This window comes from Acinetobacter seifertii (assembly GCF_016064815.1).
Taxonomy (GTDB): Bacteria; Pseudomonadota; Gammaproteobacteria; order Pseudomonadales; family Moraxellaceae; genus Acinetobacter; species Acinetobacter seifertii.
The window spans coordinates 1,868,170-1,893,357 of sequence record NZ_CP065820.1 but is presented as its reverse complement, the minus strand read 5'-3'; the positions used below and the strand labels follow the sequence as shown (position 1 = coordinate 1,893,357).

Genomic DNA, 25,188 nt, shown 5'->3' with positions numbered 1-25,188 from the left:
TTAATAAGAAAGGTTGATACTAAAACCGGTAATCCAGTCTTTTTTTATGCTGTCAGGTGCAATAAGCCCCCGACCTGTAAAGGCATCCAGATAAAAACTATTTTGATAGGTGCGTAGCCCTAAAACACTGCCGAGTAAATAACGCTGACCCGGTATGCTATTACGTCCATTTACCCAGCCCTGATCGACTGCCATATAAAACTGAGTGTTAGGCATAGGAGTATTTAGGCTAATTTCTTGCTGCAAATACTGTCCGTTATCCCCTGAAAGCATGAGTTCACCATCAAAACCACGCACGCTATAACGACCACCAATATAAAAACGATCGTTGGGTACTAAAATTTTCGGTGCATATTGTCCACGCCAATTAAGGCGATATTGCGCTGGGGTCTCCAGTAAAAGAAAAGGCATGGTAAAACGGAGGTCGGCATTCCAAAGTGGAGCACGAGAGTAACCTTCTACAGCAAGACGTTTACCATTAATATCGGTAATATTTTCTTCTGGTGCAGTCAGTGCATTTATTCCCATACCATGACGGTAATCAATACTGCCATCTAATACTGCATTTCCTAAATATTGACGGTGCTGGAGACCCAAAACCCAACCTGAAGTTTTACGGTGTAGGACATTAATCTCAATATCATCAATAAAACTTTGACTTTCTTTATGATAGAGTTTGCCATATACGCTGGTTTTATGTTGTCCACTACGGCTAATGACACGAGAGAGGTTTAGGTTGGCTTGTTGACTATTACCGTGATACAGCAATGGACCATTCGCCCCTATAACTGTTTGCTTATATTGATAATCGTTATAGCTAACACCTAAATCGTAATAAGCTAAAGGCACTTGATAACTAATGAAATAACTTCGGTTTAAGTTTTCATGGAAGTCATCTAATGAATGGCTCACGTTTAAAGATAAAATATCATTTAAATGAAATGGGTTATTAACTCCTACACCTATATTACCCATATAGGTTCCAGTTTCCTGATTACCAGAGTTATCTATACTTAAATTAAAATTAACCTTTTGCAGTGGTTGTAGTTTAAGTATTACGTCAGTAAAGCCCGTTAATTCTTTATCTGTAGAAACTGCTGGGGTAAGTTGCATATCTACAGCATAAACACGTTTTAAGTTTTCCAGTCCTTGATCTAATTTTTTTAGATTAATGATATCGCCTGTTTTAAATGGTAGTCCTGTTTTAAGCTGTAATGACGATATTTTTCCTTCTTGTATAACGACCTTATTCAATCGACCAATTTGTATACTTAAATATAAGTTACCCTGATTTAAATCTTGAGGGTTCACGACAATTTGACTGGTAATAAAACCCTTCTTTAAAAGCTCATTTTGGGCATAGTTCACAATGTTATGTAGGCTTTGCGTGCCAATACATTTTCCTAAAACAACCTGGGGGTATTTTTGAATGGCTTTTACTACAAAATCAAATTGCTGTAAGTCAGCAACAGACTGATCTTTTAACGATAAAAGACTAATTTTTGTAACCGCTACACAGGGACTCTCCTCAACAACCAGATGTTTAAAATCCTGTAAAGGCTTGCTGTTTTGATAAGGAGTTTGCTGAGTAAGTTGGTCTTGTAGTTGCTGACTCAGCTCTTTGAGTCGTTGCTCTTGTAGCACTTGCCCTGGTAAAGAGACATCTTCAATGGCATAAGCATATTGACTGAAACCTGCAAAAAAAATAATGGAAGAAGTTATAAAGTTTTTATTTAACATCTAATATACAGAATAGTACGTATAAAAACTTTATTTTACATAAAAATACAAACTATTCAATTTTTCCTACATTTACAGGTGCTGAACTTTTAAACAAACAGTCATTTTTTTATTTGATTGAATAGATATATATAATAATTACTCACGATTAATTAGTATAAAAAGATAATTAAACATTAACTTTCTTTTTAAATTCTAACTTAATAAAAGAGCGCGAGTTTAAGAAATAGAAATTAAAAAAGAATCATTATCTAACCCTAAAAAAACCTCTCCACCACCACATCCCTTTCATCCAAACTATTTGAGCTTAAAATCTGGAACATCAAACCATCAATTAGGTTTAAAACCAAGTCAGCATTTGGTTTTAACTCATGAGTTTCTAAACTAAAAATAAGGTCAAAAATCTCATGATGCAGCCATTTTCTATACTCGATTGCCATACGGTAAGCCTGTGGGTAAGCGATTTTAATTTCAAAATAGGCTTTAAGTAAAAGGTAGTACAGGCTATTAAAGTTGACATGTAAAACGACAATCTCTTTGAGTTTATCTTTTGAAGTACGATAACGGCTTGAGTAAATAATGGCGAGCACTTCTTCTTTAAGTTTGCTCTTTTGAAAAGCAATGCACATTTCAATAAGGTGCTCTTTCGAGCGAAAGTAGTTATAAAGGGAGCCTTTCGGTATTTTGGCTTCTTTGGAAATGAGGTCTACGCCTGCTGTGTGAAACCCATAAGTTGTAAATAGTCGTATAGCAGTTTGAACAACATGTAGTTTTTTCGAAGATATTTCTAAATTTGACATAGTTTTACCGTTTTAAGTTCTTGTTGTTTCTAAAAAAGATTAAAAAGCCTGTGCCTTTTCTGGGAGAAAAAGGCACAGCAAAGCCATAAAGACTGTGCTTGGCACATCTCAAGTTTTATTGTTGAAGCAAGTTTTTTAGACGTAGTGATTTAAAGCCTGAAAACCTTACGGCGATCGAGCTGCTTTAAAGTGATTTAAGTGGTGTCGATATAGATTTTGACAGTGACTGCCAATAATTTATGAATGTGCATAGCCAACTCCTTCTTTTGGGAGTTCTGCCAAAGCATTATAAATTATGGTGGCAGAACGGAAGCAGGTTGACGGACTGGGTTCGACATCCAGCACACCCGAAGGTGTCCCACTCCCGTCCTACCGCTACGGGAGGGAACGAGGTGTGCGCACATAATACTATCCCTCAGAAAGGAATAATCTGATGTGGTCGATCATCGGTCCGTCAAAACCGACTGGCAATGTAGGCCAGCCCGCAAATGGTAATCTCCAAAAATTAAGGTGTCAATGTGAAATTGGCTAGAAATTATTTAATTAATTATTGTTTTTCATTAGATTAGATATTCTTAACTATAGCCGCTCATATGTCGGCTATAGACCATGAATAAGATGAATTAAAAGGTCTTATTCATTATTTCTGAGTCAGAATGTTACATCCCATACGTGGACCAAAAGCAACAAAGGTTTTAAGTAATCCCTTAGCTTTGGGTTGTTGCCCACGGCTAATACGGCGGAATTGGGTAGCGTGCCATGCCAGTTGTAAATAAGCATCTACAGGTTTATAGCCAATTGAAGGCACATGAGCGGGTTCTATTATCGACTTCCCTGCCAAAAGTTGCTTTGCCAAATCTGGTTGTGTTGCAAATGGACGAGCCATTCCAACAAGGTCAACTACTCCATCCGCCACAATCTGATTCATAAAACTGGCTTTACGTAACCCACCTGTTAACATGAGTGGTAATTTGCTTTGTTTGCGAAGTGCGGTGGCATAGTCAATAAAATATGCATCACGCTGAGCAGAACGATCTGGTGCATAGCCTAACTGTGCAGGAGACTCATAATTTCCACCCGAAATTTCGAGTAAATCGATTCCCTCTTTTTCGAGTCCTAAAGCAATATCTATCGACTCTTCAGAGCTTAAGCCACCTTTTTGAAAATCAGCAGAGTTGAGTTTTACACTTAATATTTTGTCTTTGCCTATTGCAGCTCGCACAGCCTGAACTGTTTCAATGAGCATACGGCGTCGGTTTTCAGGACTACCGCCCCACTTATCTGCTCGAACATTGGCTAGAGGTGATAAAAATTGTGAGAGTAAATAGCCATGTGCTGCATGAACCTGTACTCCATCAAAACCAGCTTCAACAGCGAGCCTCGCAGTTTGAGCAAATCGATTGATCTGCTCATATATTTCTGCTTCGGTCATCGCACGAGGAATGCGAATAATATTCATAGCAGGTAAATCAAGCCCAACTGCTGAAGGCGCTATTGGCTTTTTCAAAAGTGGTAAAACTGCAACACGACCAGGGTGATTAATCTGCATAATAATTTTACTGCCATTGGCTTGTGCAGCCTGAGCCCATAATTTGTTTGCTTGCAGAAATTTTGCAGACTCTAAAACTACATTTCTTGGTTCAACAAAAGCACGGTGGTCAATCATCACATTGCCCGTGATTAACAACCCTGCTCCACCTCTAGCCCAAGCTGCATATAACTGTTGCAAGTCAATTGTCGGCGAACCATGCCGATCAGCAAGTTGTTCACTCATAGCAGATTTGGCAATTCGGTTTGGAATGGTAATACCACAGGCTAAAGTTAAAGGGCTTGCTAATGTGGGCTTTGGATTGGGTTTTGTCATTTTCTTTCTTCCTAAATTTAAAAATCATTCATTGAGATATATGTCTTTTAATTTCATCATTTGTTCACGGTTATCGTGTTGCCAAGGGTGAAAATCTTTAGAATAAAAATCTAAGTAACTGCGACTAATTTTTCGGATCACACCTTGACCACCAAGCAAATATTTCAAACCCACATATAGACTTTTAAAATCTCTATTTTTGCCAGAAGCCTTTAAAAGCTCTTTTGTTCCTCTGGTGGTAATGATGAGAAAAGAAAGCGTGGTTTCTAACATCACCAACCGTAAGAAATAAGGTCTATTCACTAAAGATTGGTAAACATCAAACGCCACAGCTTTATGCTCTGTTTCTTCAATCGCATGCCAAGCCCAAATTTTTCGCAAATGAACATTAAACAACTCTAAGTCTTCGGGCGCGATGCTAATAAAATAGTCCGCTAAAATTGCCGTTAAATGTTCCATACATACCGTGCAAGCCAACTGATGCTCTAAAGAAAATCGTTGCTGCAACATACGGTTCATCTTTTTAAAACGTTTATAAATGCGTTCAACTGGATAGCCTTTTTTAAGCATCGCAGCATTAAGCGCATCGTGCTCTTTGCCGTGATGGGCTTCTTGACCAATAAAAGCTCGGACTTGTTTAAGCAAAATAGGATCGCTAATTTTGTCCTGATAATTACGCACACTATAAATAAACTGCCGTTCACCATCTGGGAAAGCACTCGACAAGGCAGTAAATAACATGGTCAGCAAGGGATTATTTTTAAACCAAAACTCTGGTATTTCATCTGGAAAAGACAAATCTAATTGGCGCACTGTAATGTCAATTGATGCAGAAATTTTAGAAAAATCTTGAGCTGGCTTTGACTGAAAGAATGCATTCATATTTATTCTCCAGTTATAAAACGCGTGGATTAAACTGGCGTAATAAAAATAATGGCGTGCGTAAACGAGGTATTTGAATCGGTGGAATTAATCCTCCCGACAAATCAACGCGATGTAATCTGGCCTCAATAACTTCGCCTAACCCCATATCATGTAAAGGGTCGTTTGCTGTACCTGTAAAACGTAGGTTCATTTCAACCTGACGCACTTCAACGGGATGCTCTTTTGGGGTAAATCGGACTTCACGTGGTAAACCAATTCCTAATCCACCCGTAATATTCCGATGTGGTAATCCTAAAATTGGAGGTGCATCATGAATGACTTCACCCAGCTTGGCTTCCATTTCAATGAGTGTTGTACCTCGGCGTGAAGCTTTGCTTAAAATGCGTTTGCCATCATTTTCCCAGCTAATTTCACCCATCTTTTTAGGATAGCCTAACAATTCACGGCCAATAATCATGGCGCGGTCATCGTCCAAAATCATCCAAGGACAAAAGATTCCTGTTCTGTTGCCAACTTTAATATGAACAAATAAACCCGCTTCATGGTAAGCACCCGTATAGACATTTTCTGGGAAATACGCACAAAACAGATCGGCTCTGGCAGGTTTAACCAGTGTCATTCCAGACGGTAACCAACGTGCCATCGCTTTTTCATCAACTTCAACGACGGCAGTCAAATAGTGGGCATTGTGATAAAGCTTATTGCCAAGATTGGCTAAACCCACAGGCACACGTAAGTCATTAATTAACTGTTTCATGAGCTTAATCTCGAAAATACTTGTTTAAGGATGGGCAGTAAAATAATGCGTGGTGTGTAACGCCCACCAAAGGTTTGAGCCTGTGCCACGAAACCCGGAATCACAATTCGACAATTCCGATCCATTCCTTGAATGGCTTCTTTGGCGACGCGTTCTGCTGTTACCCAAACAAGACCGCCACCTACACCATCAATTTTTGTAATGCCTGCAACTTCATTAAAACCAGTTTTTGTTGGTCCCGGAGCCAGCAATGTACAGCTAACCCCTGTCCCTTTAAGTTCACTATGTAATGACTCGGCAAAAGAGTTGGCAAATGCCTTGGTTGCTGCATAAGTTGCGTTTGCTGGAGTTGGCTGATGCCCAGAAGTAGAACCCACAATGAGTATTGCCCCAGTTTTTCTTTTAATCATTTGTGGCAACACGGCTAAAGTCAGGTCATGAATTGCCACCGAATTAACTTCAACTTCTTCACGCTCTCGGTCTGCATCTAAGTCTTGTAGGCAACCAAAAGTTGCAAATCCCGCGTTATTACAAAGAATGGCTACTTCAATATTTTCTAAATAATCACGAAATTTAGCTCGCGCCGTCCGATCACCCAAATCACATGGATATAAATCTACGGATATTTGATATTCGGCTTTTAGTTTTTCTGCGAGTGTCTGTAGTTTGTCTACACGACGAGCCACTAAAACTAAAGAATAGCCCCGTACAGCAAACTGTTTTGCTAGCTGTTCACCAATGCCCGATGAAGCGCCAGTAATCACAACTCGAGAGGAAGTTTGTGGAATAGGTAAGCTCATAATTGATGCTCAAAATACAATAGTTTGATTATTCCGAACTTTTAACTTGAGCGTGAGATGTGGATCAGACATACTGATAATCATTTTCGGCCAAAACAAAAAGTAATATGAAAGATCCGTATGGGCTTTCCAAAGCCAGCATTCCTATTTCTTATGCGCATTTATTATTAGAAATCATGGTCGACAAAGGATTTTCAGCCCTTGAAATTTTGAAGAAAAGTAAAATTTCATTAAACCTTTTAGATCAACTAGATGCGCGAATTACCCCTGTGCAGTGGTCTAAGCTAGCGTGGGAAAGCTTGTTATTGTCGAAAGATTCTGGCTTAGGATATGAATATGGACTAAAACTGCGTTTAACTGCTCATGGCCCGATGGGATACGCCCTTATGAGTAGTCCAAACCTTCGTCAAGCCATTGAGGTTTCAACGCAATTCTTTAACATGCGATTAAAAGATTATCGTATTGCTTTGCTTGAAAATAATGAGTTTTCTATTATTGAAATAAATGAAACTCACCCAATTGTCAGCAATCAACCCGAACAAGCTGAAACGCTTAGACGATTTTTTTATGAATGCTTAATGATTGGGGTGATTCAAACTGGCCAATTTCTAATAGAGCATGATTTTGCTGAAATTGAGTTATGGGCAGATTGGCCTGAACCTATCTATCAAAAAGCCTATCAACAATTACTGCCACCTATTCGCTTTAACCAAGCGACCAATCAAATTCGATATAAGAAACAGCTTTTAGATTTACCCATTAAAATGGCAGATCCGATCGCTTTTAAACAAGCTCTGACGCAGTGTGAAGCTGAACAAATACGTTTTTCAGAACAAATTAAAGATATATGCCTGACCGTAAAGGCCGAACTAAACTTAAAACCACAGGTGGGTTATCCCTCATTTGATGAAATAGCGACTCGCTTAAACATGTCTAGTCGAACATTACGGCGCCATTTGAACCAAGTTGGTTCTTCATATATTCAACTGCTTGAAGAAGCTCAACAAAAAGAAGCTGAGCATTTGTTACTTCATAGTGATATGGATATACAAGAAATTGCGCTTTATCTGGGCTATATACAACCTACAAATTTCACACGAGCTTTTAAGAAATGGACAGGTCAAACACCCATTACATTTAGAAAGAATTCGATATAATTTTAAGAAAAGCACTCTAGCTAGTTAAATTATAAACTTAATAAAATGGGGCCTGTAAATACGCCCCATTTTGGTTAATCCTTTCTATTTATTAGTTTTTATTTAAAAATTCCAAGTCATAGATAAAGTTGCCTTTAAAGGTTCACCGGGTTGTACCCATTCATCTGTATAACTTGAAACGTAATAATCTTTATCAAAGATATTATCAACATTTAACTGCACCCTTAAATCTGGGCGCACTTGCATATAGCCACCGACATTAACCACTGTAAACTCAGGCAAACTTGTTCCATTATCAATATAGTTGGCACTACGTTTCCCAAAGTAATTGACGTTGCCTACTAAGCCAGCTGCCCTTCCAAATAACTCAAACTGATAATCTGCGTTTAAGTTTGCAGTGTGCTTAGGAATATTTTTAAGGCGAGCGCCTTTCGCATCGACTTCACTTTCTAAAACAGAAGCTTTCGTTAAAGTATAATTCGCGCCTACATTAAGATGATCGCTAAACTTGTGCTTTAACTCTATTTCAACACCATGACTTTGGACGCGACCACTATCTACATAACTGTCGGTTATACCTTCAGTCAGTAAATGTTGTTTATCTAAATCAAAATAAGTTAGACCAAACCAGCTTTGCGGTAAAAATTGGTATTTTGTCCCAATTTCCCAACTCTTGGTTTTCTCTGGGTCATACAGTCGATTATCTTTATTAAGACCTGTATTTAACTCAAAAGATTTCCCCCAATTACTATAGAAAGAAAGCTTTGTTGTAGGTTGATAGTTCACTCCAACACGTGGACTCAAAGGTGTAAATCTTTGCTGAGCCGATATTCCTGTTCTGTAGTCATCAATTTGTTGTTCAAGACGATTAAAACGCCCTCCAAGCAACAAATTCCATTGATCATTCAAAAAAATCTGGTTTTGTAAGTTCAGTCCCAGCATATTTTGAATTTCTTTGGTATTTTTGGTTGTTCTGGTCAAAGCTAAAATATTTTGTCCGTAAACTGGATTATAAATATTAATCGGGCTAGATGTACCGACTGCATTACGAAGCTGAGTTTGGTCAATGGTATAGTGCCCAGCTTCAATGTTTGCGACTACTTCGTGCCTGATTGTTCCTGTATTTAGTTTCCCGCGTAAAATCGATTGGAACTGAAATGTATCTGTTTCAAATTGACGGTAACGTCTAAATCGGTTTGCAGTTTGACCATCTGCTGAAATACTCGAAATTTCAGTAGAGGTTCCTTCCCGTTCGCCATGACCGTAGCTTAAAGCTGTCGTGTTATTCCAGTTTTCATTAAATTGATGATTTAACCGTAACTGGTACAGTTGATCTTTAACCTTAATGTCCCCATCTGAAGGCTCACCCAAAAAGGTCTTTTTATTGACAACAAATGCCCCGTTTACCATTGGAACACCGCGATCAAACACGCCTTGATGTTCAGAAAATTCTGTATCTAAATTAAGCTGTGTCTGATCCGAAATTTTCCATGCAAGTTGTGGAGCAATAAAATAATGCTGACTGTCGACATGGTCTCTGAAACTCTGATTATTTTCATAAGCCAGTCCAAGCCTATAGGCAACAGCATCATTTAATGCGCCTGTGCTATCTAGTGAAGCTCGATATTCTTCTAATGTACTGCCACTTAAACTTACTTCATTTTTTGGCGTCCATTCTGGTTGTTTGGTGGTAATGTTCATAATGCCACCTATAGCTCCTTGCCCATACATGGCTGCCATAGGTCCTTTTAAAAAATCGATTGCCTGAACATTCACCATATCTCTTGCAGTATGAATACCACTTAAAGAACTCAAACCATTACGTAAATAGTTTGTTCCCATGTTGGGGTCGGTACTAAAACCACGAAATGAATAGTTATCCCAAAAACCACCACCATAACTATCTTGATACACCACACCATTAACTAAAGCTAATGCATCACTCACACGTTGAATATTATTATTTTTAATATCTTGAGCCGATACATGAGACTTAGTAAATGGAACATCTAACAAACTATGGTCAAATTGGGTTAACGCTGTTGAAGAATTAGAGTTTTCACTGCTCTCTTCGGCTTTAACCGTAATTATTTCAAGCTCGGCAATCTGGCCCTCAGGTTGGCTTTGTGCCATGGCTGACATAGAAAATTGAGCAAATAAAATGCTCCACGCAAGTGGATGAAGTAAAAATTTAGACATGACAAACTCTGTTTAGTAATTAAATAGGAACAGACACGTACCTAGTAATAAATTAAGCAAAACAAAGTTGTTTAGGTGGGGCTCGCCCTTGCGGTGAAAGAAATAAGCGTCTTAAATAAAATAATATATAACTCAAAGTTGCCAGCATAATAAGACGAACAACGACACCAATTGCAAACAAGGTGAAGTTGAAGCCATCAATATTTGCAATGTGGCTATAGAGATAACAAAAATGACAGCTTAAGCTTGAGTCATGCTGAACGTTTTTGTTTAAGAGCTTTTCATGAGAATCATTTTTTATATGGTGAGATAAATGTCGTTCAGACTGCATAGTTGAATGATTCATCATTCCACTAATTTGTTCACATACCATTTGCTGATGCATTTCGCTGGGCAATAGGCTTTGCCAGAACACGAGGTTCTGTAGCAATATTGCTAGTAAGCCGATTAAGAGCCCAAACCGATACATGAAAAATTAGTCTCACCAAAGTGCTGTGAAAAATAGCATATTTTTTTATAGGCCACAAAGTAAGCCAATCTCAAAAAAAAAATTGAATATACTTTTTAAATCAATAATATATTAATCAAACATTAACTTATATAAGATAATCTGCCTAAGGTATAAGCTTTCATGATTTTTTTTCTTAATCGATTAATATTTTTAACTTTAACTATTATTTTTCTACAAAATACTGTTTATGCCGAAAGTAGAACGATTAATATGGAAAAAGTTTCAGCAGCTGTTGCGAAAGGAGATGTAGAAGTCATTCACTTCATGGGCAATTCATACTTTGAGGGATTATATGGGAACCCTAAGGATTATCATAAAGCATTTGAATGGTATGAAAAATCAGCAAAACTTGGTTATACCAAATCACAAATTGCAGTAGCAGATATGTATTTTAATGGTTTTGGAACTGATAAAAATCCAGCCAAGGGTGTTGAATGGCTTCAAAAAGCCATAAATAAAAATGATACGAATGCAATGGTCCTCTTAGCTATAATGTACTCAAAAGGTAATATCATTGAAAAGAATAATAAAAAGTATCTTGAACTATTAAAGAAAGCAGACGCTCTTGGAAATTATGGAGCTACATCTCTATTAGGTGTTGCTTACTTACAAGGAGATGGCTTAGAAAAAAATCAAGATAAAGGGATTGAGCTTTTAACCAATGCATCTAATCATGGCAATACTGTAGCTCAATCAATGTTAGGTTCTATTTATTATCAAGGTAAATTAATAAATCAAGATTATACAAAAGCACTTACTTATTTATTAAAGGCAGCTGAATCTAATGATAATTCTGCTGAATTTCTACTAGGCTATATGTATGAAAAAGGGCATGGCGTAGAAAAAGACAAAGTTAAGGCAAAAGAATGGTATGAACGATCAAAAGCGCATGGCAATAAAACAGCTGAATTAATGATTAATCTTTTGTTTTTATCCTAATTATTACGCAAATATTTTGATTCACTTGCACTTTGCTAATTTCGGTGTATGATTGAGTAATCACTCAATTAATGTGTTTGTATATGGCTCGTCCACGCAGTGAAGATAAACGTAATGCAATTTTAAGTGCTGCTATTGAAACATTAGCAGAGCTTGGCGAGCGTGCGTCTACCTCAAAAATCGCTAAAGTTGCTGGCGTGGCAGAAGGTACTTTATTTACCTATTTTAGTAATAAAGAAGAATTGCTGAATCAGTTATATCTTTCGCTCAAGGCTGAGCTACGTCAGGTCATGATGCTTAGTTACCCAACTAACGCTGACCTACAAACACAAATGTCGCATATCTGGCAAAGCTATTTGGACTGGAGTTTAGAAGCTCCGCTTAAACGTAAAGTAATGGCACAGCTTTCAACCTCGGAACAAATTACCGAGCAAAGCAAACAAGTTGGCATGCAAACCTTTTGTGACCTCACCCAAAACATTCAAGAACGTATTAACGATGGCAAATTAAGAGATTATCCACCGTTATTTATTGCTTCGATTTTAGGTGCGCTTGCAGAAGTTACTCTTAATTTTATTGCTCAAGACCCTTCTCAAACTGAGCGTTATCGCAAATCTGGCTTTGAAGCGTTTTGGCATGCAGTTTCAATTTAGATAAAAATAAGGATGCACGGCGTCCTTATTTTTAAATCAATTAATGAGTGAGTAAATACTCATTTTAATTAAATCAAAATAAGTACTTAGCCCAAGTTCTTATTTGCATATATAGGTTTGTTCCAATAAGGAAAAACAAGATGACGATTTCAAACACAACAGACTTGCCTTCTCCCTTAATGCCATCTCAGCAGCACAATGGCAAATTTAGAAATACGCGTCCAAACCAACACAAGCCTTCTTTTGGCAAAACACTTCAACTTATGTGGAAGTTTCTTTTTAACAAACCAAAAGATACAGTACCCAACAAAGAAATTCCTGTTTTAAGCTTAACCAAAGAACAGCTTTTAACTGCGCCTGACCGCTCGCTATTTCGTTTGGGCCACTCAACCATTTTGTTAAAACTGCAAAATGAGTTTTGGTTAACCGACCCTGTTTTCTCGGATCGTGCTTCACCTTTTCAGTGGATTGGTCCAAAACGTTTTCACCAGCCACCAATTAGCATTGCCGAGTTACCACCGATTAAAGGCGTGATTTTGTCGCATAACCACTACGACCACCTCGACTATCATGCAGTGATGCAACTGAACGATAAAGTTGAGCATTTCTTAACACCACTTGGTGTGGGTGACACGCTCATTAAATGGGGAATTCCAGCAGAAAAAGTTCAACAACTCGACTGGTGGGATACTACACATGTGGATGGACTAAAATTGGTTGCCACCCCTGCTCATCACTTTTCAGGCCGTGGTATGGGCGATAGTAATGCGACGCTTTGGGCTTCGTGGGTAATTATTGATAATGACTTACGTGTATTTTTCAGTGGTGACACGGGATATTTTGATGGGTTTAAAGAGATTGGACACCGTTATGGTCCGTTTGATTTGACCATGTTAGAAACGGGTGCTTACGACCCTGAATGGCCCGATGTTCACATGCAACCAGAGCAAACTTTGCAAGCACATATCGATTTAAAAGGTCGTCATTTATTACCTGTTCACAATGGTACTTTTGACTTAGCGCTCCATGCTTGGGATGACCCGTTTGAACGTATTGTCGGTTTGGCCCATGAAAATAATTTAGCGATTAGCACACCGCAAATGGGGCAAATACTCAATTTAAATGAACCAAATGCAGAAAATTATTGGTGGCGTTCGTAAGTTTTTCGATAATTTTTTTAAATTATTTATATCCTTCAATTGTACTTTAAAGGTATTTAAATTCAGTTATATATCCTCTACTTCTGCCATCTATCCCACTACAAAACAAAACTAGGACTAACTTTGTCTTAGTTTCACTATTGACTAAAAACACAGACTACATTAGTCTGTGTTTGTAGTTGATCAATTATGAAATTAAATGGCTTATATCACTAGTAGCGTCGAGTATGCGATTCACTGTCTTCTTTTTCTTGTGAACAATGAAGATAAACCTTTGAGTAGTAAGGATCTTGCTGAATTACAAGGAGTCTCTCCAAGTTTTATGGCCAAGATTTTTCCTAAACTTGAAAAGGCTGGTCTCGTTATTGCTCAAGAAGGTGTTCGTGGTGGGTATTTACTCGCCCGATCTGCTCATGAAATCAGTTTTTTAGATATTGTGAATGCGATCGAAGGTGAAAAACCGCTTTTTGAATGCCAAGAAGTTCGTGGTAAATGCGCGGTCTTTAATCATGCTCCACCAGACTGGGCAACCAGTGGTGTGTGTGCAGTGCATGCCGTCATGCTACAGGCCGAAAAAGCCATGCGAGACGCTTTAAGTGCTCATACACTTGGTGATATTGCTGACCGTTTTAGCCGTTATGCACCCGACGTATTTTTTAGTGATGTAAATGGCTGGATCAATGAACGCATTGAAGGAAGAACAGCAAAAATGCGGAAAAATAAAATCTCACAGGATACCTCCGACTAATGAGCTTAAAGGGTCTTAAACCCTAGAGCAATAACACCCCCTAATCGTTTTAAACGCCTTCTCAGATTTTTCGGACAATCAGGGAAAGGATTCGCTCACCCTAAATTTAGTGATGAGTTGGAATGTATTGTCCGAAAAATCGATCAAAAGGATAATTAAATGAGCAAGCGTATTATTATTGCAGGTTCTGGTTTTGCTGGTTTGTGGGCTGCACTTGCTGCACAAAGAGCAATTTACTTAGCGTCGCAAGAACAAAATATTGAAGTAGTGATGGTTTCCCCTAGCCCGAATGTTGATATTCGTCCTCGTCTTTATGAAGCTGTACTAGAAAACATGAACCCTGATATTTCAGATTTATTAAGTGTAGTTGGGGTTAAATTTCTAGCAGGTTGGGTAAATAAAATTGATGTCGACCAACAGGCAATTGAAGTTTCCACCACCGATGGCAGCAAACAAACCTTAAGCTATGACCGTTTTATTCTGGCAACCGGAAGTACTACGTTTATGCCGCCTATATCAGGTCTTACCGAATATGGCTTTAGCGTAAGCACACTAGAAGATGCCGAAAAACTAGATCAACATCTTAAAAACTTAGCCCATAAACCTGCAAATGCAGCGCGTAATACGGTGGTCGTTGCAGGTGGTGGTCTTACCGGGTTAGAAACCGTTACCGAAATGCCTGAACGTCTGCGTAGCATTTTAGGTGAAACTGATGTCCGTGTAGTTTTAGTTGATTCCTCAACAGAAATTGGTGCAGCAATGGGTGACCAAGCTGCTACAGTTATTCGAGAAGCTCTCACAGAACTCGGTGTGGAAGGTAAAGCTGGGCTACGCGTTACTGCACTTGATGCATCAGGGGTAACGCTTTCAAATTGCGAAAGAATTGAAACAGAAACCGTGATTTGGACTGCGGGCATGCGAGCTAACTCGCTCACCTCTCAAGTTACGGGTGAAAAAGATAATTTAGGACGTATTTTAGGTGATGCTTATTTACATGCACCTGAAGCAAAAAATATTTTTGTGACTGGCGATACGGTAAAAGTTCCAACCGATGATTTAGGTAACTTTAACGTGATGTCTTGCCAACATGCCATGAGTCTAGGTCGTGTAGCGGGTTACAATGCTGCGGCAGAACTAGTTGATTTACCACTTCATCCATACAGCCAACCAAAGTATGTGACATGTGTTGACTTAGGTCCTTGGGGCGCACTTTATACTGAAGGTTGGGATCGTCAGGTTCAATTTGTGCGTGATGAAGCTAAAAAAATTAAACAAGAAATTAATACCGTCTGGATTTATCCACCAGCCGCAGACCGTGAAGCAGTTTTTGCAATAGCAAACCCTGATTTTGTAATTGTTCCTTAAAAATTAGCCGTGCTACATCAAACCACTTTATTTAAACAACAGACAAGCAAAACCGTCACAGGTTTTGCTTGTCTGGTTCATATTTGAATCATTAACAATTACGACTTTTTTAGCTCTTCTACTATTGCTAAAGCCGTCTTTTTAGCTGAAAACGGGTTTTGACCAGTAATCAAATTATCGTCCTGAACCACATACGGCGCAAATGGGATGAAAGCTTTTTCATAACGAGCGCCATATTCTTGCGCTAGCTCTTCGGCATTATATGGGACTTTTTTCGCAACCCCTGCCAGAACTTCTTCACTCCAAGCAAAGCCTGTTAACTTTTTGCCTTCTATTAGTCGTTTGCCATTTGAAAGTCTGACGTTGAGCAAACCGCAATATCCATGACAAACACTCGAAACGATGCCGCCATTTTCATAAATGTTTTTAGTGATTTCTTGCAGTTCAGGATTATCTAAAAAATCCCACATCACACCATGACCACCCGTATAGTAGATCACGTCATAGTCTTGCCAATTGATATCTGAAGGCTTAAATGTATTGGCCAGCAGCATTATAAAAGATTGATCTTTTTCTCGATCTTTAACAGATTTATCTGCAACTAAAGGCAAAAGTGACTTAGGTTCAATCGGTGGTTTACCACCATTTGGGCTAACAATATCTTGTATATAACCTTGCTTTTCAAACTCATCATAGGCATGGGTAAGTTCGCCTAACCATAGCCCTGTTGGTTCATCAACATCCTTATAGCGTGAAATATTAGTCACGACATGTAATATGCGTTTAGACATTTTTTTTCACCTCATTTCCATATTTATAATTCTATTCTTATATCTATCAAAGCATAGAAAGCTGTTAATGAAAGTGTGTGCTTGGTAAAGTTATGAACCTTGCTTTTAAGTGACTATAAGTCTAAAGTTAACTCGAATGTCAATAGAGTCTGTAGCTATGAATATTAGCGAGTTATCTAAATTAAGTGGCTTAAGCACCCCTACAATTCGTTATTACGAGCAAATCAAACTTTTACCTAAAGCAAAAAGAAAATCGAATGGTTATCGTGAATATAACGATAATGATTTGAAGCAGCTTTCTTTGATTCAGCAAGCCCAGCAAGTTGGTTTTTCTTTAGCAGAAATTAAAGCTTTTTTGCCTTCAAAAGTTGCCACTTGGAACCATGACGCACTCATCCAAACAATTGAATTAAAAATTCAGGAAATAGAACTTTTAGAACAAAAGCTAAAGGTGAGTAAGCAAAACTTACGTACCATGATTGATGCAATCAACAACAAACCCGATGAAATTACCTGCGAGCAAAATGCAGAACGTCTTATGAATCTCTATTTCGACAAAGCAAAAACACCGTAATTTTTTAACAACTCTATTGACCTTAAAGTGTGCTTTAAACATACGATTGGCTACAGGTGATAAATGAGGAGCCTGTGATGTTTAAAGTTTGGAATTTTCAGCGTTGGTTAAGCATTATTTTTGCCATTTTTTTGACTACACATGTGGTACATGCCGCAGAGTCAGATAAAGCTCAAAGCCTTACCAAAGTAAATGGAAAAATTCTAGTCGTAATGACCAATCACTCGGCTTACCCTTCCCGTTCGGATACAACAGGACTTTGGCTGACTGAACTCACTCATTTTTACGATGTGGTCTTAGCTGCTGGCTATGAAATGGATTTTGTAAGTCCTTTAGGTGGTCAAGTACCACTAGATGAACGTAGCTTAAAGTCTATTTACTTAGACAAATCTGCTCGTCAGCATTTAGCTGACCCGGCCTTTATGCAGCGCTTAAAAACAACATTAGCTCCGAGCGCGATTAATCCTACTCAGTACAAAGCTATTTACTATACTGGCGGACACGGCACCATGTGGGATTTCCCAAACAATAAAGCTTTGCAAAACATTAGCGAACAGATCTATCGCCAAGGTGGAGTCGTTTCAGCGGTCTGTCACGGCGTGGGTGGTTTATTGCCTTTACAGGATGAAAATGGCAAACCCTTAATTGCAGGTAGAACTGTTACAGGTTTTGCAAATATAGAAGAAACACTTTCAGGTATTAAGTCTCAAGTTCCATTTTCTTTACAAAATGGACTCATTGAACGTGGAGCAAAATACAAAGAAGCATTTATTCCGTTTACGTCGTATGTGGTTTCAGACGACAGAATTATTACTGGACAAAACCCTCAATCAAGTAAAGAAATTGCTGAAGCAGTGATTAAGCGTTTAAGTACAATTCAATAAATCTAAAAAGACGAATTACAGACTACCCCTGTAATTCGTCTTTTTCATATAAATATTATAGAAAAAATTAACTTATCTTTTGATAGTGAAGAGCTATCGCACCAGAAGCAAACGTTTTATTTTCAATAAGCTTAAGATTGGTCTTTTCCTGAATACCTTGGAATAGTGGCAAGCCACTACCAATTAAGACAGGCGAAACCGTAATTTTATATTCATCAATTAAATCAAGTTGCATCAGGTAGTGCGCGAACCTTGGACTCCCCAGAATCACCATATCCTTCCCCGCTTTTTGTTTCAGCTTATTAATTTCTTCTTCGACATGGTCTTTTACCAATCTGGAATTATTCCACTCCACTGTATCTAATGTGGTTGAAAAAACGATTTTTTCAGTCTTTTCAATCCGCTTAGCGTGATTGCGTTCATGCTCTGAAGCTTCCGGATTTGAAAGCATGGTTGGCCAGTAATTATGCATCATTTGGTAAGTCGCACGTCCCCAAATCACCGTATCGGCAGTGCTCAAAATTTCTTTGGCATGATTTGCCAAATCGGCATCGTAAGCAATCCAGCCTATGTCCATTGCCCCATTTGGACCTTCTACAAAACTGTCTAGCGATGTATGAAGAAACAGTATGAGTTTTCTCATTATTCTCATTCCTTTGTTATGAAAAATATTTATCACTTTTTAGTATATTCAATTTGAATTATTTCTTATGGGGTGTTTTGTTTTCTGTTTTTCTTTTTATCTATAGAAAGCTATATTTACTTGAAATATTTAAAAAATAACCCGAACAAGAATGACTCCTTATCCGGGTTATCTATAAACATGCTGTTTTAATAAAGACTTGGTTAAGTAATGACTAGCGGACCAGAACCCGGTAACTCAGTCACTAGCTTATAACCCATCAATTTTGCTGGCGTATATGTACCGCCTTTCACGGTATTTTTGAGTAAATAATTCACCACAGTCAGTGAACCATTTACGGTAAGGCTATAAGCGTTTTCCGTTTGGATACGGGCGGTTTTGATTTCCCCACGCGTATTTCTTACCTCACCCCAAACATAAGTAGGTACTTTCGCGCGGAGTTCCTCATTTGGCCCAACAACTGTTTTTTCAATACGCGACTTAATAAACTTCTGCACAGCATTAATTTTTAATACTGGGCGTAAATAGTTCATCATTTTGGCGCCAAAAATCATTTTAGGAAATGCAGGTACAAACACTTCAATGTTTGGAATGCCGGTTGTATAGAACGCTGTAGATACGTCTCCCCACGGAACACTCATAGCACTTTTTTTACCGTCACCAAAATCAATGACTCGAACATAATGTGCTAATGGAACGGTGGTAATTTTTCCGTTCTTACGAATTTTTCCGCCTTCGGCCATGCCTTCTGTACTTGTTTTAGCAGTACCCGGTGAAAACCCTGTTCTAGAGTCAAAACCAAGTGCTAAATGGGTCGCATCTGGCAATGCTTCTTTGAGCGCGGCAGCAACACAGTCTGTCGGGATTACATCGAAACCAACACCCGGACAAAGCACAATATCGGCTTTTTCAGCTTGGCTGTTAAGTGACTGTGCTAATTCAAATACAGCAATTTCACCGGTAATATCTAAATAGTGAGCGCCGACATTTATACAAGCTTCCATCATGGGTTTTGATGTTGCAGAAAATGGCCCTGCACAGTGCATGACCAGTTTAAAACCTTGGAGTTGCTCACTGACCGCATTTACGTTATCAAGTCCAAAAGCTTTATAGTCAAGTCCCAACTCTTGAGCAAGTGCTTCAACCTTAGCTTTGTTACGGCCAGCCAAAGTCGGTTTTAGACCTTGGCGTACAGCTTCACGAGCGATTAACTCGCCCGTGTAGCCATTTGCTCCATAAATTATCCAGTTTGAATCGTTAGGATTTGTCATAACACAACTCACTTATTAAGAAGCAAATGTATAGTCACGCATGCCTTTTTTGTATTGGCGGGTACGGCATGACATCGCTGATTGTTGCAAAATTAAAGCCCAAGCTGGTGAAACATTTGGTTTTGTTTTTTTACCAGCGCTTACATTACGTAACTGGAATTTGACCACTGCCATATTGGCAAGTGAAGCCAATGTTTTATTTTCCCATGTAATTGGTTTTAACTCAGGAGTAAGATTCTGGCCTTGTTTCCAAGCATTTGGCAAATTAGGTTCAATTGCTAGAGCTGTGGCAATACCGACCATATCTACACCACTTTCAATCACTTTCTCTGCCACTTGTTTACGGCGTATGCCACCTGTCACCATAACAGGCATTTTGGCAACTTTACGAATTTCTTGTGCAAATTCTAAAAAGTAAGCTTCGCGAGCAAGTGTGCGACCATCACGTGCTTGACCTTGCATGGCTGGCGCTTCATAGCTACCGCCTGAGAGTTCAACTAAATCAACCGCATGCTCATTTAACATTTTAACCACTTGTTGAGCATCTTCAGCGCTAAACCCACCACGTTGGAAATCGGCTGAATTGAGTTTTACCGCTACAGTAAACTGAGGCGAAACCACTTTACGAACAGCTTCCACAATCTCAATTAAAATACGAGCACGGTTTTCTAAAGAACCACCCCATTGATCTTGGCGTTTATTGCTCAGTGGAGAAAGAAACTGACTTAACAAATAACCATGCGCTGCATGAATTTCTACACCAGTAAACCCTGCTTTTTCACCTAAACGCGCTGTATTTGCAAAACGCTGAATCACCTCTGCAATCATAGATTCAGTCATTTCGATTGGCGTATTAAAGCGATTTGACATTTTTCCTAAATCTAAAGCAACAGCAGAAGGCGCCCATGTTTGTTGCCCTAAATTTGACTGCATTTGACGCCCCGGATGGTTAATTTGAAGCCAAATCTGAGCACCTTTTGAGCGACCAATTTGTGCCCATTTTTTAAAAGTATCTAGATGCTTTTCATCTTCAAGCACTACACCGCCCGGTCCGGTCATCGCTCGGCGGTCTACCATCACATTTCCGGTAATAATTAGACCGACACCACCATTTGCCCAAGCTTGATATAAACGCATTAATTCTTCTGATGGTGCATGGTTTAAATCAGCCATGTTTTCTTCCATTGCTGCTTTAGCAATACGGTTCGGAACATATGAGCCATTTGGTAATACTAATTTTTCGAACACTTTCATTGGAATGACCTCATTCAGTATGGCTTTACTTTAAGGTTAAAGCTAACTTTAATGTCAATACCTTTTAGCATTTCTATATTTATTACTTTCAATTTCATTTATTTATAAATAAAAAAAAGAGGCACTTAATAGGCCTCTTTTTTTAAAGTCTAAAGCTTTAAATTATTCGCGAATAAATGCCAACAAGTCCGCATTAATCACTTCATGATTCACAGTTAACATGCCATGAGAAAAACCTGGATAGATTTTGAGTTGGCTATTTTGAAGTAACTCTGCAGATTTTACGCCAGACGTTTTATAAGGCACGATCTGGTCATCATCGCCATGCAACACCAAAACAGGAATGGTGATTTTCTTTAAATCTTCGGTGAAGTCAGTTTGTGAGAACGCTACGATACCATCATAATGCGCTTTTGCACTGCCTGTCATACCCTGACGCCACCAGTTAGCAATGATACCTTCAGATGGCTTTGCATCTGGTCGGTTAAAACCATAGAACGGGCCAGATGGAAGGTCTCGGAAAAATTGCGCACGGTTTGTGAGAACCTGATTTTGCAGATCGTCAAAAACTTCTTTTGGTAAACCTTCAGGATTATTTTCAGTTTTAACCATAAGCGGCGGTACTGCACTAACAAGTACAGCTTTCTTAACATTTTCCTGACCATGACGTGCAATATAGTGAGCTACTTCACCGCCACCTGTTGAGTGGCCAATATGAATTGCATTTTTAATATTCAGATGTTTAACCACTTCTGCAACGTCATCTGCATAATGGTCCATATCATGACCATCCCACACCTGACTCGAACGCCCATGTCCACGGCGGTCATGGGCAACTACACGAAAACCTTCTTTAAGGAAAAAAAGTAATTGAGTATCCCAATCATCTGAACTTAAAGGCCAACCGTGATGAAAAAATAATACTTGGGCATCGCGTGGACCCCAATCTTTATAAAAAATTTCTACGCCGTCTTTTGTGGTTACATATCCCATCTTTGTTCTCCTGATGAAAAACTGCTTGTTGATTCGTTATAACGGGTTAGATAGTTATACTAAGCTTAAAGTTAACTTTAAGGTCAATTACCTTAATGGTATTTTTAAAAATAAAATTTATATGAAAGTACCTTCTTAAATTCTTCTCATCTTTCCCCTTTTTTATTTCATTTAAATGTCAAAGACTTTCATCTTCAAAATTAAAATCTTGACTTTAAAGCTAACTTTAAACTTATAGTTTCTGAACTGGCTCTAAATTAACACGTCTTGAAATATACAGCATTAGCTACTCGGTCAATTAATGTAAAGGTGAACTTTCATGAATACAAAACAACAGTTTACTGAAGTTGAATTTGGGCAACAAAAAGTCAAAGTACCGAAAGGTGGTTATTATGACCGTTTCAGAATGAACCCCGATTTAGATGAAGTCGCTCAAGATCCTGCTGTTGGTAACATCGACTTTTTCCGTCATATTCCTAAAAAAATTGTGGAATCCCGAGTAGGTCCTGTCTGGGCACCTAACTTTTATTATCGTAGTGCAAATGTGCAACTGCTCATGCTTGCGCCTATTAAACATATTAAAGCAAAACTTCCTGCTGACTTAACACCATTACAACCATTTCCAGGTTACGGGTTGGTCGCTGTTACGTTTTTTACCTATTCTATTTGTGACAATGACCCTTATAACGAAGTGTCGATTGCGATTGTTGTACGTCAACCTAATGCTCGTGGGCCACATATCGTAGAGTTAATAAAATCGATGCGTCAACGTCATTTTTATGCACATGTTTTAGCTTTGCCAGTTGATACTGAAATCGCCAGAGTGCGCGGTGTATATGGTTACCAGCTACCAAAATGGTTAACTAAAATTGATGTTGAGATTAACTCAAAAGAAGTGCAAGCCAATATTTCTGATGTTAATGGAAAATTAGATTTAAGTTTAAAAACTGCTGTTCCTACTTTAAAACATGTCGATTCTGAAACACATATTAATAAAGCAACTATGCTACATGTAGTTGATGGAAAATGGCATCAAACAGAAGTTCAATCCAATATTCTTTCTTTTGCGCAAAAGCTTTTTCCAAAGAAAGTACGACTTGTGAAAAATGAAGGTCCTTTAACAAAGTTATTAAATGAACTAGGTGCTTCAAAAATTCTACGCTTAGATGTTATAAAAGATGCACAAGTCGTCCTTAATTTGCCTACCTTAATTAATTTAAAAGCATAAATAAAAAGTCCATTTTAACTACGTTTGAAATTTCGAATTTAGAGATATCTTTTCAAGCGTAGTTAATTAGACATTACTTATAAATTTAACTTAGAACACCTTTTTTACAGACACTGTAAAAGTCGAATCAATCGGATTTGAAACAGGTGCACCTACCTCACCATTACTATACTTTTTATAGTAACTATTTTTATCCCATGCCTTGGTATAAGCGAGTCCTGTAGTCCAGCCATCACCTAAATCTTTAATAAGTTCGGCTTTAACATCCTGAAAATTCGACTCTGAAAAGTTTTTGATTCTTTCATAGCCATAGTGAGCGCCAAAAGTCCAAGTATCACTGATAGGCTGGGTAAAGTTAAGATCTAAATAACTTGATCCTCTCGACCTTTTACCAGCAGGTCCCCCCATGGTTTTAGAGTTATAACCAGCATAATCTGGTGTGTAAGTCACAAAGTATTTAAGGCTTAAAGGACCATAGCCAATTTGAGGTACGATCTCACCATAGTTATAACTGCTACTCCCCGTTTCTGGTGTACTTTTCGCACCTGGGTAGTAGTAGTAAAAAACCGACATCCCAATTGAAAATTTATCGATTGTTTTTAAATAACCTGTATAAAAATCCCATTCAACCGAGGCATCTCGCAGATAGTTAGAGCTGACACTTGATGCCCAAGTCCCTACAAAAAAACCATTAGGATTGGCATAATCCAATCCACCTTGTAAGGCTGGTTTACTCCATGTTTGTTGGAAACCACGTGAAATATATTGACTAGCAAAAGTAACATTTGCGCTATATGGAGAGGTTTTTTCTTGTTCTTTTAATTGTTCTGCATGTACAACGCTAGTAGACATAATAAGTGAAACTAAACCTAAAATTTTTCTCATTCAATAATTCCTTTTACATATTACCTATAGGTTTAAAGTTTTAAAATAACATGAAATATCCACTTTAAGAACCTTAAAGATTTATAAATTCAAGTTTCTAGACACATCTTCTTCGCTATAAATCTCTTCAATGCAATCTAAAATTTTAGGAATATAGGAACTTTGATCCATGTTGCGCATGGATAGAGAGATTGGACTATAGGCTTCTAAATCCAAGATATTTAAGTAAGTTAAATTCTTCATACCAATATCACAGGCACTTTCCGGAATAATACAAATACCTTCGCCAGATGCAACTAGTCCAAGTGCCATATGAATTTCTCGGACTTCTGTCAGTTTGGCTGGAACTAGACCTAATTTGGTAAATAAAGCTTGAATAGTGGTCGAGAAATTCGGTTTAGGTGTAGTTGGATAAGAGAAAATTGTCTCATTAATAATTTGAGATAAATAAATTCCTGACTCTTGGAACTCACTTAAAGGATGTTTTTTATGAATCGCGAGTTTTAATTTTTCTTTGCGAAGTAAAAGCCTTTTAATGGCAGGGTCACTAATTGGCAAGCGACCAAAACCTAAATCGATTTTACCGAGTTTTAATGCTTCAACCTGATCTCGTGTACCACACTCAATAAGCTCAACATGAATGTCAGGATTTTTTTGTCTAAATAGATAGATGACCTGTGGTAATCGTCCATAAAGAAGTGAACTCACATAACCCACTTTAACAACGTTCTCAACTAGCTTCATTTTTTTAGCCATCGAAGCAGCTTGAGCCGTATGCGTCAAAATTTGCACCGCATGTTGGTAAAAAAACAGCCCTGCTTCCGTCACTTTTAATGGACGAGAGCCTTTTTCGAATAAATCGATCCCTAATTCTTCTTCTAGTTTTTTGATTTGGCGTGTTAAAGGCGGCTGGGCAATAAAAAGCTTTTCTGCGGCTTTGGTCAGGCTCTGTTCTTCAACCACGGTAACAAAATAACGTAGATGTCTTAATTCCATTAATATACCTTTTTAGTATCTTAAAATACCGTTCTATATCTATTTTAGGCTATTACATTCTTCTATGGTATACAAACAAGTTCGTAATAGT

The 25,188-nt window shown here is 38.2% G+C and carries 24 protein-coding genes; 9 read left to right on the top strand and 15 right to left on the bottom strand.

Translation table 11 applies throughout. The features are described from left to right. From I8T81_RS08905 to I8T81_RS08880, 6 genes are all read right to left on the bottom strand, one after another. Positions 1-1,740 carry a ShlB/FhaC/HecB family hemolysin secretion/activation protein gene (locus tag I8T81_RS08905; RefSeq protein ID WP_198072650.1) on the bottom strand — a complete coding sequence of 580 codons (1,740 nt, stop codon included), beginning with the start codon at positions 1,738-1,740 and terminating at the stop codon, positions 1-3. A 257-nt stretch (positions 1,741-1,997) separates the two neighbouring features. Then, the gene (locus I8T81_RS08900) at positions 1,998-2,540 is read right to left on the bottom strand and encodes a TetR/AcrR family transcriptional regulator (RefSeq protein ID WP_198072649.1); all 543 of its coding nucleotides are present in this window, start codon (positions 2,538-2,540) and stop codon (positions 1,998-2,000) included. A gap of 640 nt (positions 2,541-3,180) precedes the next feature. Beyond that, positions 3,181-4,404 carry an NADH:flavin oxidoreductase/NADH oxidase family protein gene (locus I8T81_RS08895; protein WP_198072648.1) on the bottom strand — a complete coding sequence of 408 codons (1,224 nt, stop codon included), beginning with the start codon at positions 4,402-4,404 and terminating at the stop codon, positions 3,181-3,183. A gap of 24 nt (positions 4,405-4,428) precedes the next feature. Next, complete coding sequence (locus I8T81_RS08890; protein ID WP_198072647.1) at positions 4,429-5,286, bottom strand: metal-dependent hydrolase; 858 nt, start codon at positions 5,284-5,286, stop codon at positions 4,429-4,431. A 13-nt stretch (positions 5,287-5,299) separates the two neighbouring features. Continuing rightward, the gene (locus tag I8T81_RS08885) at positions 5,300-6,046 is read right to left on the bottom strand and encodes an acetoacetate decarboxylase family protein (protein ID WP_198072646.1); all 747 of its coding nucleotides are present in this window, start codon (positions 6,044-6,046) and stop codon (positions 5,300-5,302) included. Continuing rightward, the gene (locus I8T81_RS08880) at positions 6,043-6,846 is read right to left on the bottom strand and encodes an SDR family NAD(P)-dependent oxidoreductase (RefSeq protein WP_198072645.1); all 804 of its coding nucleotides are present in this window, start codon (positions 6,844-6,846) and stop codon (positions 6,043-6,045) included. Before I8T81_RS08880 ends, I8T81_RS08885 begins: the two co-directional genes overlap by 4 nt. Before the next feature lie 107 nt (positions 6,847-6,953). Between I8T81_RS08880 and I8T81_RS08875 the strand changes: the two genes are divergently transcribed. Next, positions 6,954-8,003: an AraC family transcriptional regulator gene (locus tag I8T81_RS08875; protein ID WP_198072644.1), complete on the top strand. Its 1,050-nt coding sequence runs from the start codon at positions 6,954-6,956 to the stop codon at positions 8,001-8,003. A gap of 102 nt (positions 8,004-8,105) precedes the next feature. Here I8T81_RS08875 and I8T81_RS08870 read toward each other — a convergent pair whose 3' ends face one another. Next, positions 8,106-10,202, bottom strand: coding sequence for a TonB-dependent receptor (locus tag I8T81_RS08870; protein ID WP_191009960.1), 2,097 nt, complete (start codon positions 10,200-10,202; stop codon positions 8,106-8,108). A 52-nt stretch (positions 10,203-10,254) separates the two neighbouring features. Continuing rightward, positions 10,255-10,587: a DUF2946 domain-containing protein gene (locus I8T81_RS08865; protein WP_227602160.1), complete on the bottom strand. Its 333-nt coding sequence runs from the start codon at positions 10,585-10,587 to the stop codon at positions 10,255-10,257. Positions 10,588-10,923: 336 nt separating this feature from the next. Here I8T81_RS08865 and I8T81_RS08860 point away from each other — a divergent pair, with 336 nt between their 5' ends. The 5 genes from I8T81_RS08860 (at position 10,924) to I8T81_RS08840 (ending at position 15,578) form a co-directional block, all read left to right on the top strand. Further along, the gene (locus I8T81_RS08860; RefSeq protein ID WP_227602159.1) at positions 10,924-11,652 is read left to right on the top strand and encodes a tetratricopeptide repeat protein; all 729 of its coding nucleotides are present in this window, start codon (positions 10,924-10,926) and stop codon (positions 11,650-11,652) included. Between the two features lie 83 nt (positions 11,653-11,735). Further along, positions 11,736-12,305, top strand: a complete 570-nt coding sequence (locus I8T81_RS08855) for a TetR/AcrR family transcriptional regulator (protein WP_198072642.1) — start codon at positions 11,736-11,738, stop codon at positions 12,303-12,305. Positions 12,306-12,445: 140 nt separating this feature from the next. Then, positions 12,446-13,465, top strand: a complete 1,020-nt coding sequence (locus tag I8T81_RS08850) for an MBL fold metallo-hydrolase (RefSeq protein ID WP_151761210.1) — start codon at positions 12,446-12,448, stop codon at positions 13,463-13,465. A gap of 199 nt (positions 13,466-13,664) precedes the next feature. Then, positions 13,665-14,213 (top strand): RrF2 family transcriptional regulator, encoded by a 549-nt coding sequence (locus tag I8T81_RS08845; protein ID WP_198072641.1) that lies wholly within the window; start codon positions 13,665-13,667, stop codon positions 14,211-14,213. A gap of 159 nt (positions 14,214-14,372) precedes the next feature. Continuing rightward, the gene (locus I8T81_RS08840; protein ID WP_198072640.1) at positions 14,373-15,578 is read left to right on the top strand and encodes an NAD(P)/FAD-dependent oxidoreductase; all 1,206 of its coding nucleotides are present in this window, start codon (positions 14,373-14,375) and stop codon (positions 15,576-15,578) included. A 98-nt stretch (positions 15,579-15,676) separates the two neighbouring features. On the opposite strand, the gene I8T81_RS08835 is transcribed toward I8T81_RS08840, so the two are convergent. After that, a complete protein-coding gene (locus tag I8T81_RS08835; RefSeq protein WP_198072639.1) occupies positions 15,677-16,369 on the bottom strand; it encodes a type 1 glutamine amidotransferase domain-containing protein in 693 nt (230 codons plus the stop codon). A 157-nt stretch (positions 16,370-16,526) separates the two neighbouring features. Between I8T81_RS08835 and I8T81_RS08830 the strand changes: the two genes are divergently transcribed. Together I8T81_RS08830 and I8T81_RS08825 are read left to right on the top strand one after the other, a co-directional pair. Continuing rightward, complete coding sequence (locus tag I8T81_RS08830; RefSeq protein ID WP_198072638.1) at positions 16,527-16,943, top strand: MerR family transcriptional regulator; 417 nt, start codon at positions 16,527-16,529, stop codon at positions 16,941-16,943. Positions 16,944-17,020: 77 nt separating this feature from the next. Further along, entirely contained in the window at positions 17,021-17,827 is an 807-nt protein-coding gene (locus I8T81_RS08825) for a type 1 glutamine amidotransferase domain-containing protein (protein ID WP_198072637.1), read from the top strand. Positions 17,828-17,894: 67 nt separating this feature from the next. On the opposite strand, the gene I8T81_RS08820 is transcribed toward I8T81_RS08825, so the two are convergent. The 4 genes from I8T81_RS08820 to I8T81_RS08805 form a co-directional block, all read right to left on the bottom strand. After that, a complete protein-coding gene (locus tag I8T81_RS08820; protein WP_198072636.1) occupies positions 17,895-18,470 on the bottom strand; it encodes a dihydrofolate reductase family protein in 576 nt (191 codons plus the stop codon). A gap of 203 nt (positions 18,471-18,673) precedes the next feature. Continuing rightward, a complete protein-coding gene (locus I8T81_RS08815; protein ID WP_198072635.1) occupies positions 18,674-19,741 on the bottom strand; it encodes a saccharopine dehydrogenase family protein in 1,068 nt (355 codons plus the stop codon). A 15-nt stretch (positions 19,742-19,756) separates the two neighbouring features. Beyond that, entirely contained in the window at positions 19,757-20,995 is a 1,239-nt protein-coding gene (locus tag I8T81_RS08810; protein WP_198072634.1) for an NADH:flavin oxidoreductase/NADH oxidase family protein, read from the bottom strand. 162 nt (positions 20,996-21,157) lie between these two features. After that, positions 21,158-21,988, bottom strand: a complete 831-nt coding sequence (locus I8T81_RS08805) for an alpha/beta fold hydrolase (protein ID WP_000542615.1) — start codon at positions 21,986-21,988, stop codon at positions 21,158-21,160. A gap of 319 nt (positions 21,989-22,307) precedes the next feature. On the opposite strand from I8T81_RS08805, the gene I8T81_RS08800 reads away from it, so the two are divergent. After that, positions 22,308-23,216 (top strand): acetoacetate decarboxylase family protein, encoded by a 909-nt coding sequence (locus I8T81_RS08800; protein WP_198072633.1) that lies wholly within the window; start codon positions 22,308-22,310, stop codon positions 23,214-23,216. Positions 23,217-23,306: 90 nt separating this feature from the next. Here the strand turns inward: I8T81_RS08800 and I8T81_RS08795 are convergent, their stop codons facing one another. Further along, positions 23,307-24,101, bottom strand: coding sequence for a TorF family putative porin (locus I8T81_RS08795; protein WP_198072632.1), 795 nt, complete (start codon positions 24,099-24,101; stop codon positions 23,307-23,309). 81 nt (positions 24,102-24,182) lie between these two features. Next, positions 24,183-25,097, bottom strand: a complete 915-nt coding sequence (locus tag I8T81_RS08790; protein ID WP_019458833.1) for a LysR family transcriptional regulator — start codon at positions 25,095-25,097, stop codon at positions 24,183-24,185. Between the last annotated feature and the right edge of the window lie 91 nt (positions 25,098-25,188).

Coding starts and splice junctions, on each gene's coding strand:
- I8T81_RS08905 (WP_198072650.1), bottom strand. CDS start 1,740: ATGTTAAATAAAAACTTTATAACTTCTTCCATTATTTTTTTTGCAGGT.
- I8T81_RS08900 (WP_198072649.1), bottom strand. CDS start 2,540: ATGTCAAATTTAGAAATATCTTCGAAAAAACTACATGTTGTTCAAACT.
- I8T81_RS08895 (WP_198072648.1), bottom strand. CDS start 4,404: ATGACAAAACCCAATCCAAAGCCCACATTAGCAAGCCCTTTAACTTTA.
- I8T81_RS08890 (WP_198072647.1), bottom strand. CDS start 5,286: ATGAATGCATTCTTTCAGTCAAAGCCAGCTCAAGATTTTTCTAAAATT.
- I8T81_RS08885 (WP_198072646.1), bottom strand. CDS start 6,046: ATGAAACAGTTAATTAATGACTTACGTGTGCCTGTGGGTTTAGCCAAT.
- I8T81_RS08880 (WP_198072645.1), bottom strand. CDS start 6,846: ATGAGCTTACCTATTCCACAAACTTCCTCTCGAGTTGTGATTACTGGC.
- I8T81_RS08875 (WP_198072644.1), top strand. CDS start 6,954: ATGAAAGATCCGTATGGGCTTTCCAAAGCCAGCATTCCTATTTCTTAT.
- I8T81_RS08870 (WP_191009960.1), bottom strand. CDS start 10,202: ATGTCTAAATTTTTACTTCATCCACTTGCGTGGAGCATTTTATTTGCT.
- I8T81_RS08865 (WP_227602160.1), bottom strand. CDS start 10,587: ATGCATCAGCAAATGGTATGTGAACAAATTAGTGGAATGATGAATCAT.
- I8T81_RS08860 (WP_227602159.1), top strand. CDS start 10,924: ATGGAAAAAGTTTCAGCAGCTGTTGCGAAAGGAGATGTAGAAGTCATT.
- I8T81_RS08855 (WP_198072642.1), top strand. CDS start 11,736: ATGGCTCGTCCACGCAGTGAAGATAAACGTAATGCAATTTTAAGTGCT.
- I8T81_RS08850 (WP_151761210.1), top strand. CDS start 12,446: ATGACGATTTCAAACACAACAGACTTGCCTTCTCCCTTAATGCCATCT.
- I8T81_RS08845 (WP_198072641.1), top strand. CDS start 13,665: ATGGCTTATATCACTAGTAGCGTCGAGTATGCGATTCACTGTCTTCTT.
- I8T81_RS08840 (WP_198072640.1), top strand. CDS start 14,373: ATGAGCAAGCGTATTATTATTGCAGGTTCTGGTTTTGCTGGTTTGTGG.
- I8T81_RS08835 (WP_198072639.1), bottom strand. CDS start 16,369: ATGTCTAAACGCATATTACATGTCGTGACTAATATTTCACGCTATAAG.
- I8T81_RS08830 (WP_198072638.1), top strand. CDS start 16,527: ATGAATATTAGCGAGTTATCTAAATTAAGTGGCTTAAGCACCCCTACA.
- I8T81_RS08825 (WP_198072637.1), top strand. CDS start 17,021: ATGTTTAAAGTTTGGAATTTTCAGCGTTGGTTAAGCATTATTTTTGCC.
- I8T81_RS08820 (WP_198072636.1), bottom strand. CDS start 18,470: ATGAGAAAACTCATACTGTTTCTTCATACATCGCTAGACAGTTTTGTA.
- I8T81_RS08815 (WP_198072635.1), bottom strand. CDS start 19,741: ATGACAAATCCTAACGATTCAAACTGGATAATTTATGGAGCAAATGGC.
- I8T81_RS08810 (WP_198072634.1), bottom strand. CDS start 20,995: ATGAAAGTGTTCGAAAAATTAGTATTACCAAATGGCTCATATGTTCCG.
- I8T81_RS08805 (WP_000542615.1), bottom strand. CDS start 21,988: ATGGGATATGTAACCACAAAAGACGGCGTAGAAATTTTTTATAAAGAT.
- I8T81_RS08800 (WP_198072633.1), top strand. CDS start 22,308: ATGAATACAAAACAACAGTTTACTGAAGTTGAATTTGGGCAACAAAAA.
- I8T81_RS08795 (WP_198072632.1), bottom strand. CDS start 24,101: ATGAGAAAAATTTTAGGTTTAGTTTCACTTATTATGTCTACTAGCGTT.
- I8T81_RS08790 (WP_019458833.1), bottom strand. CDS start 25,097: ATGGAATTAAGACATCTACGTTATTTTGTTACCGTGGTTGAAGAACAG.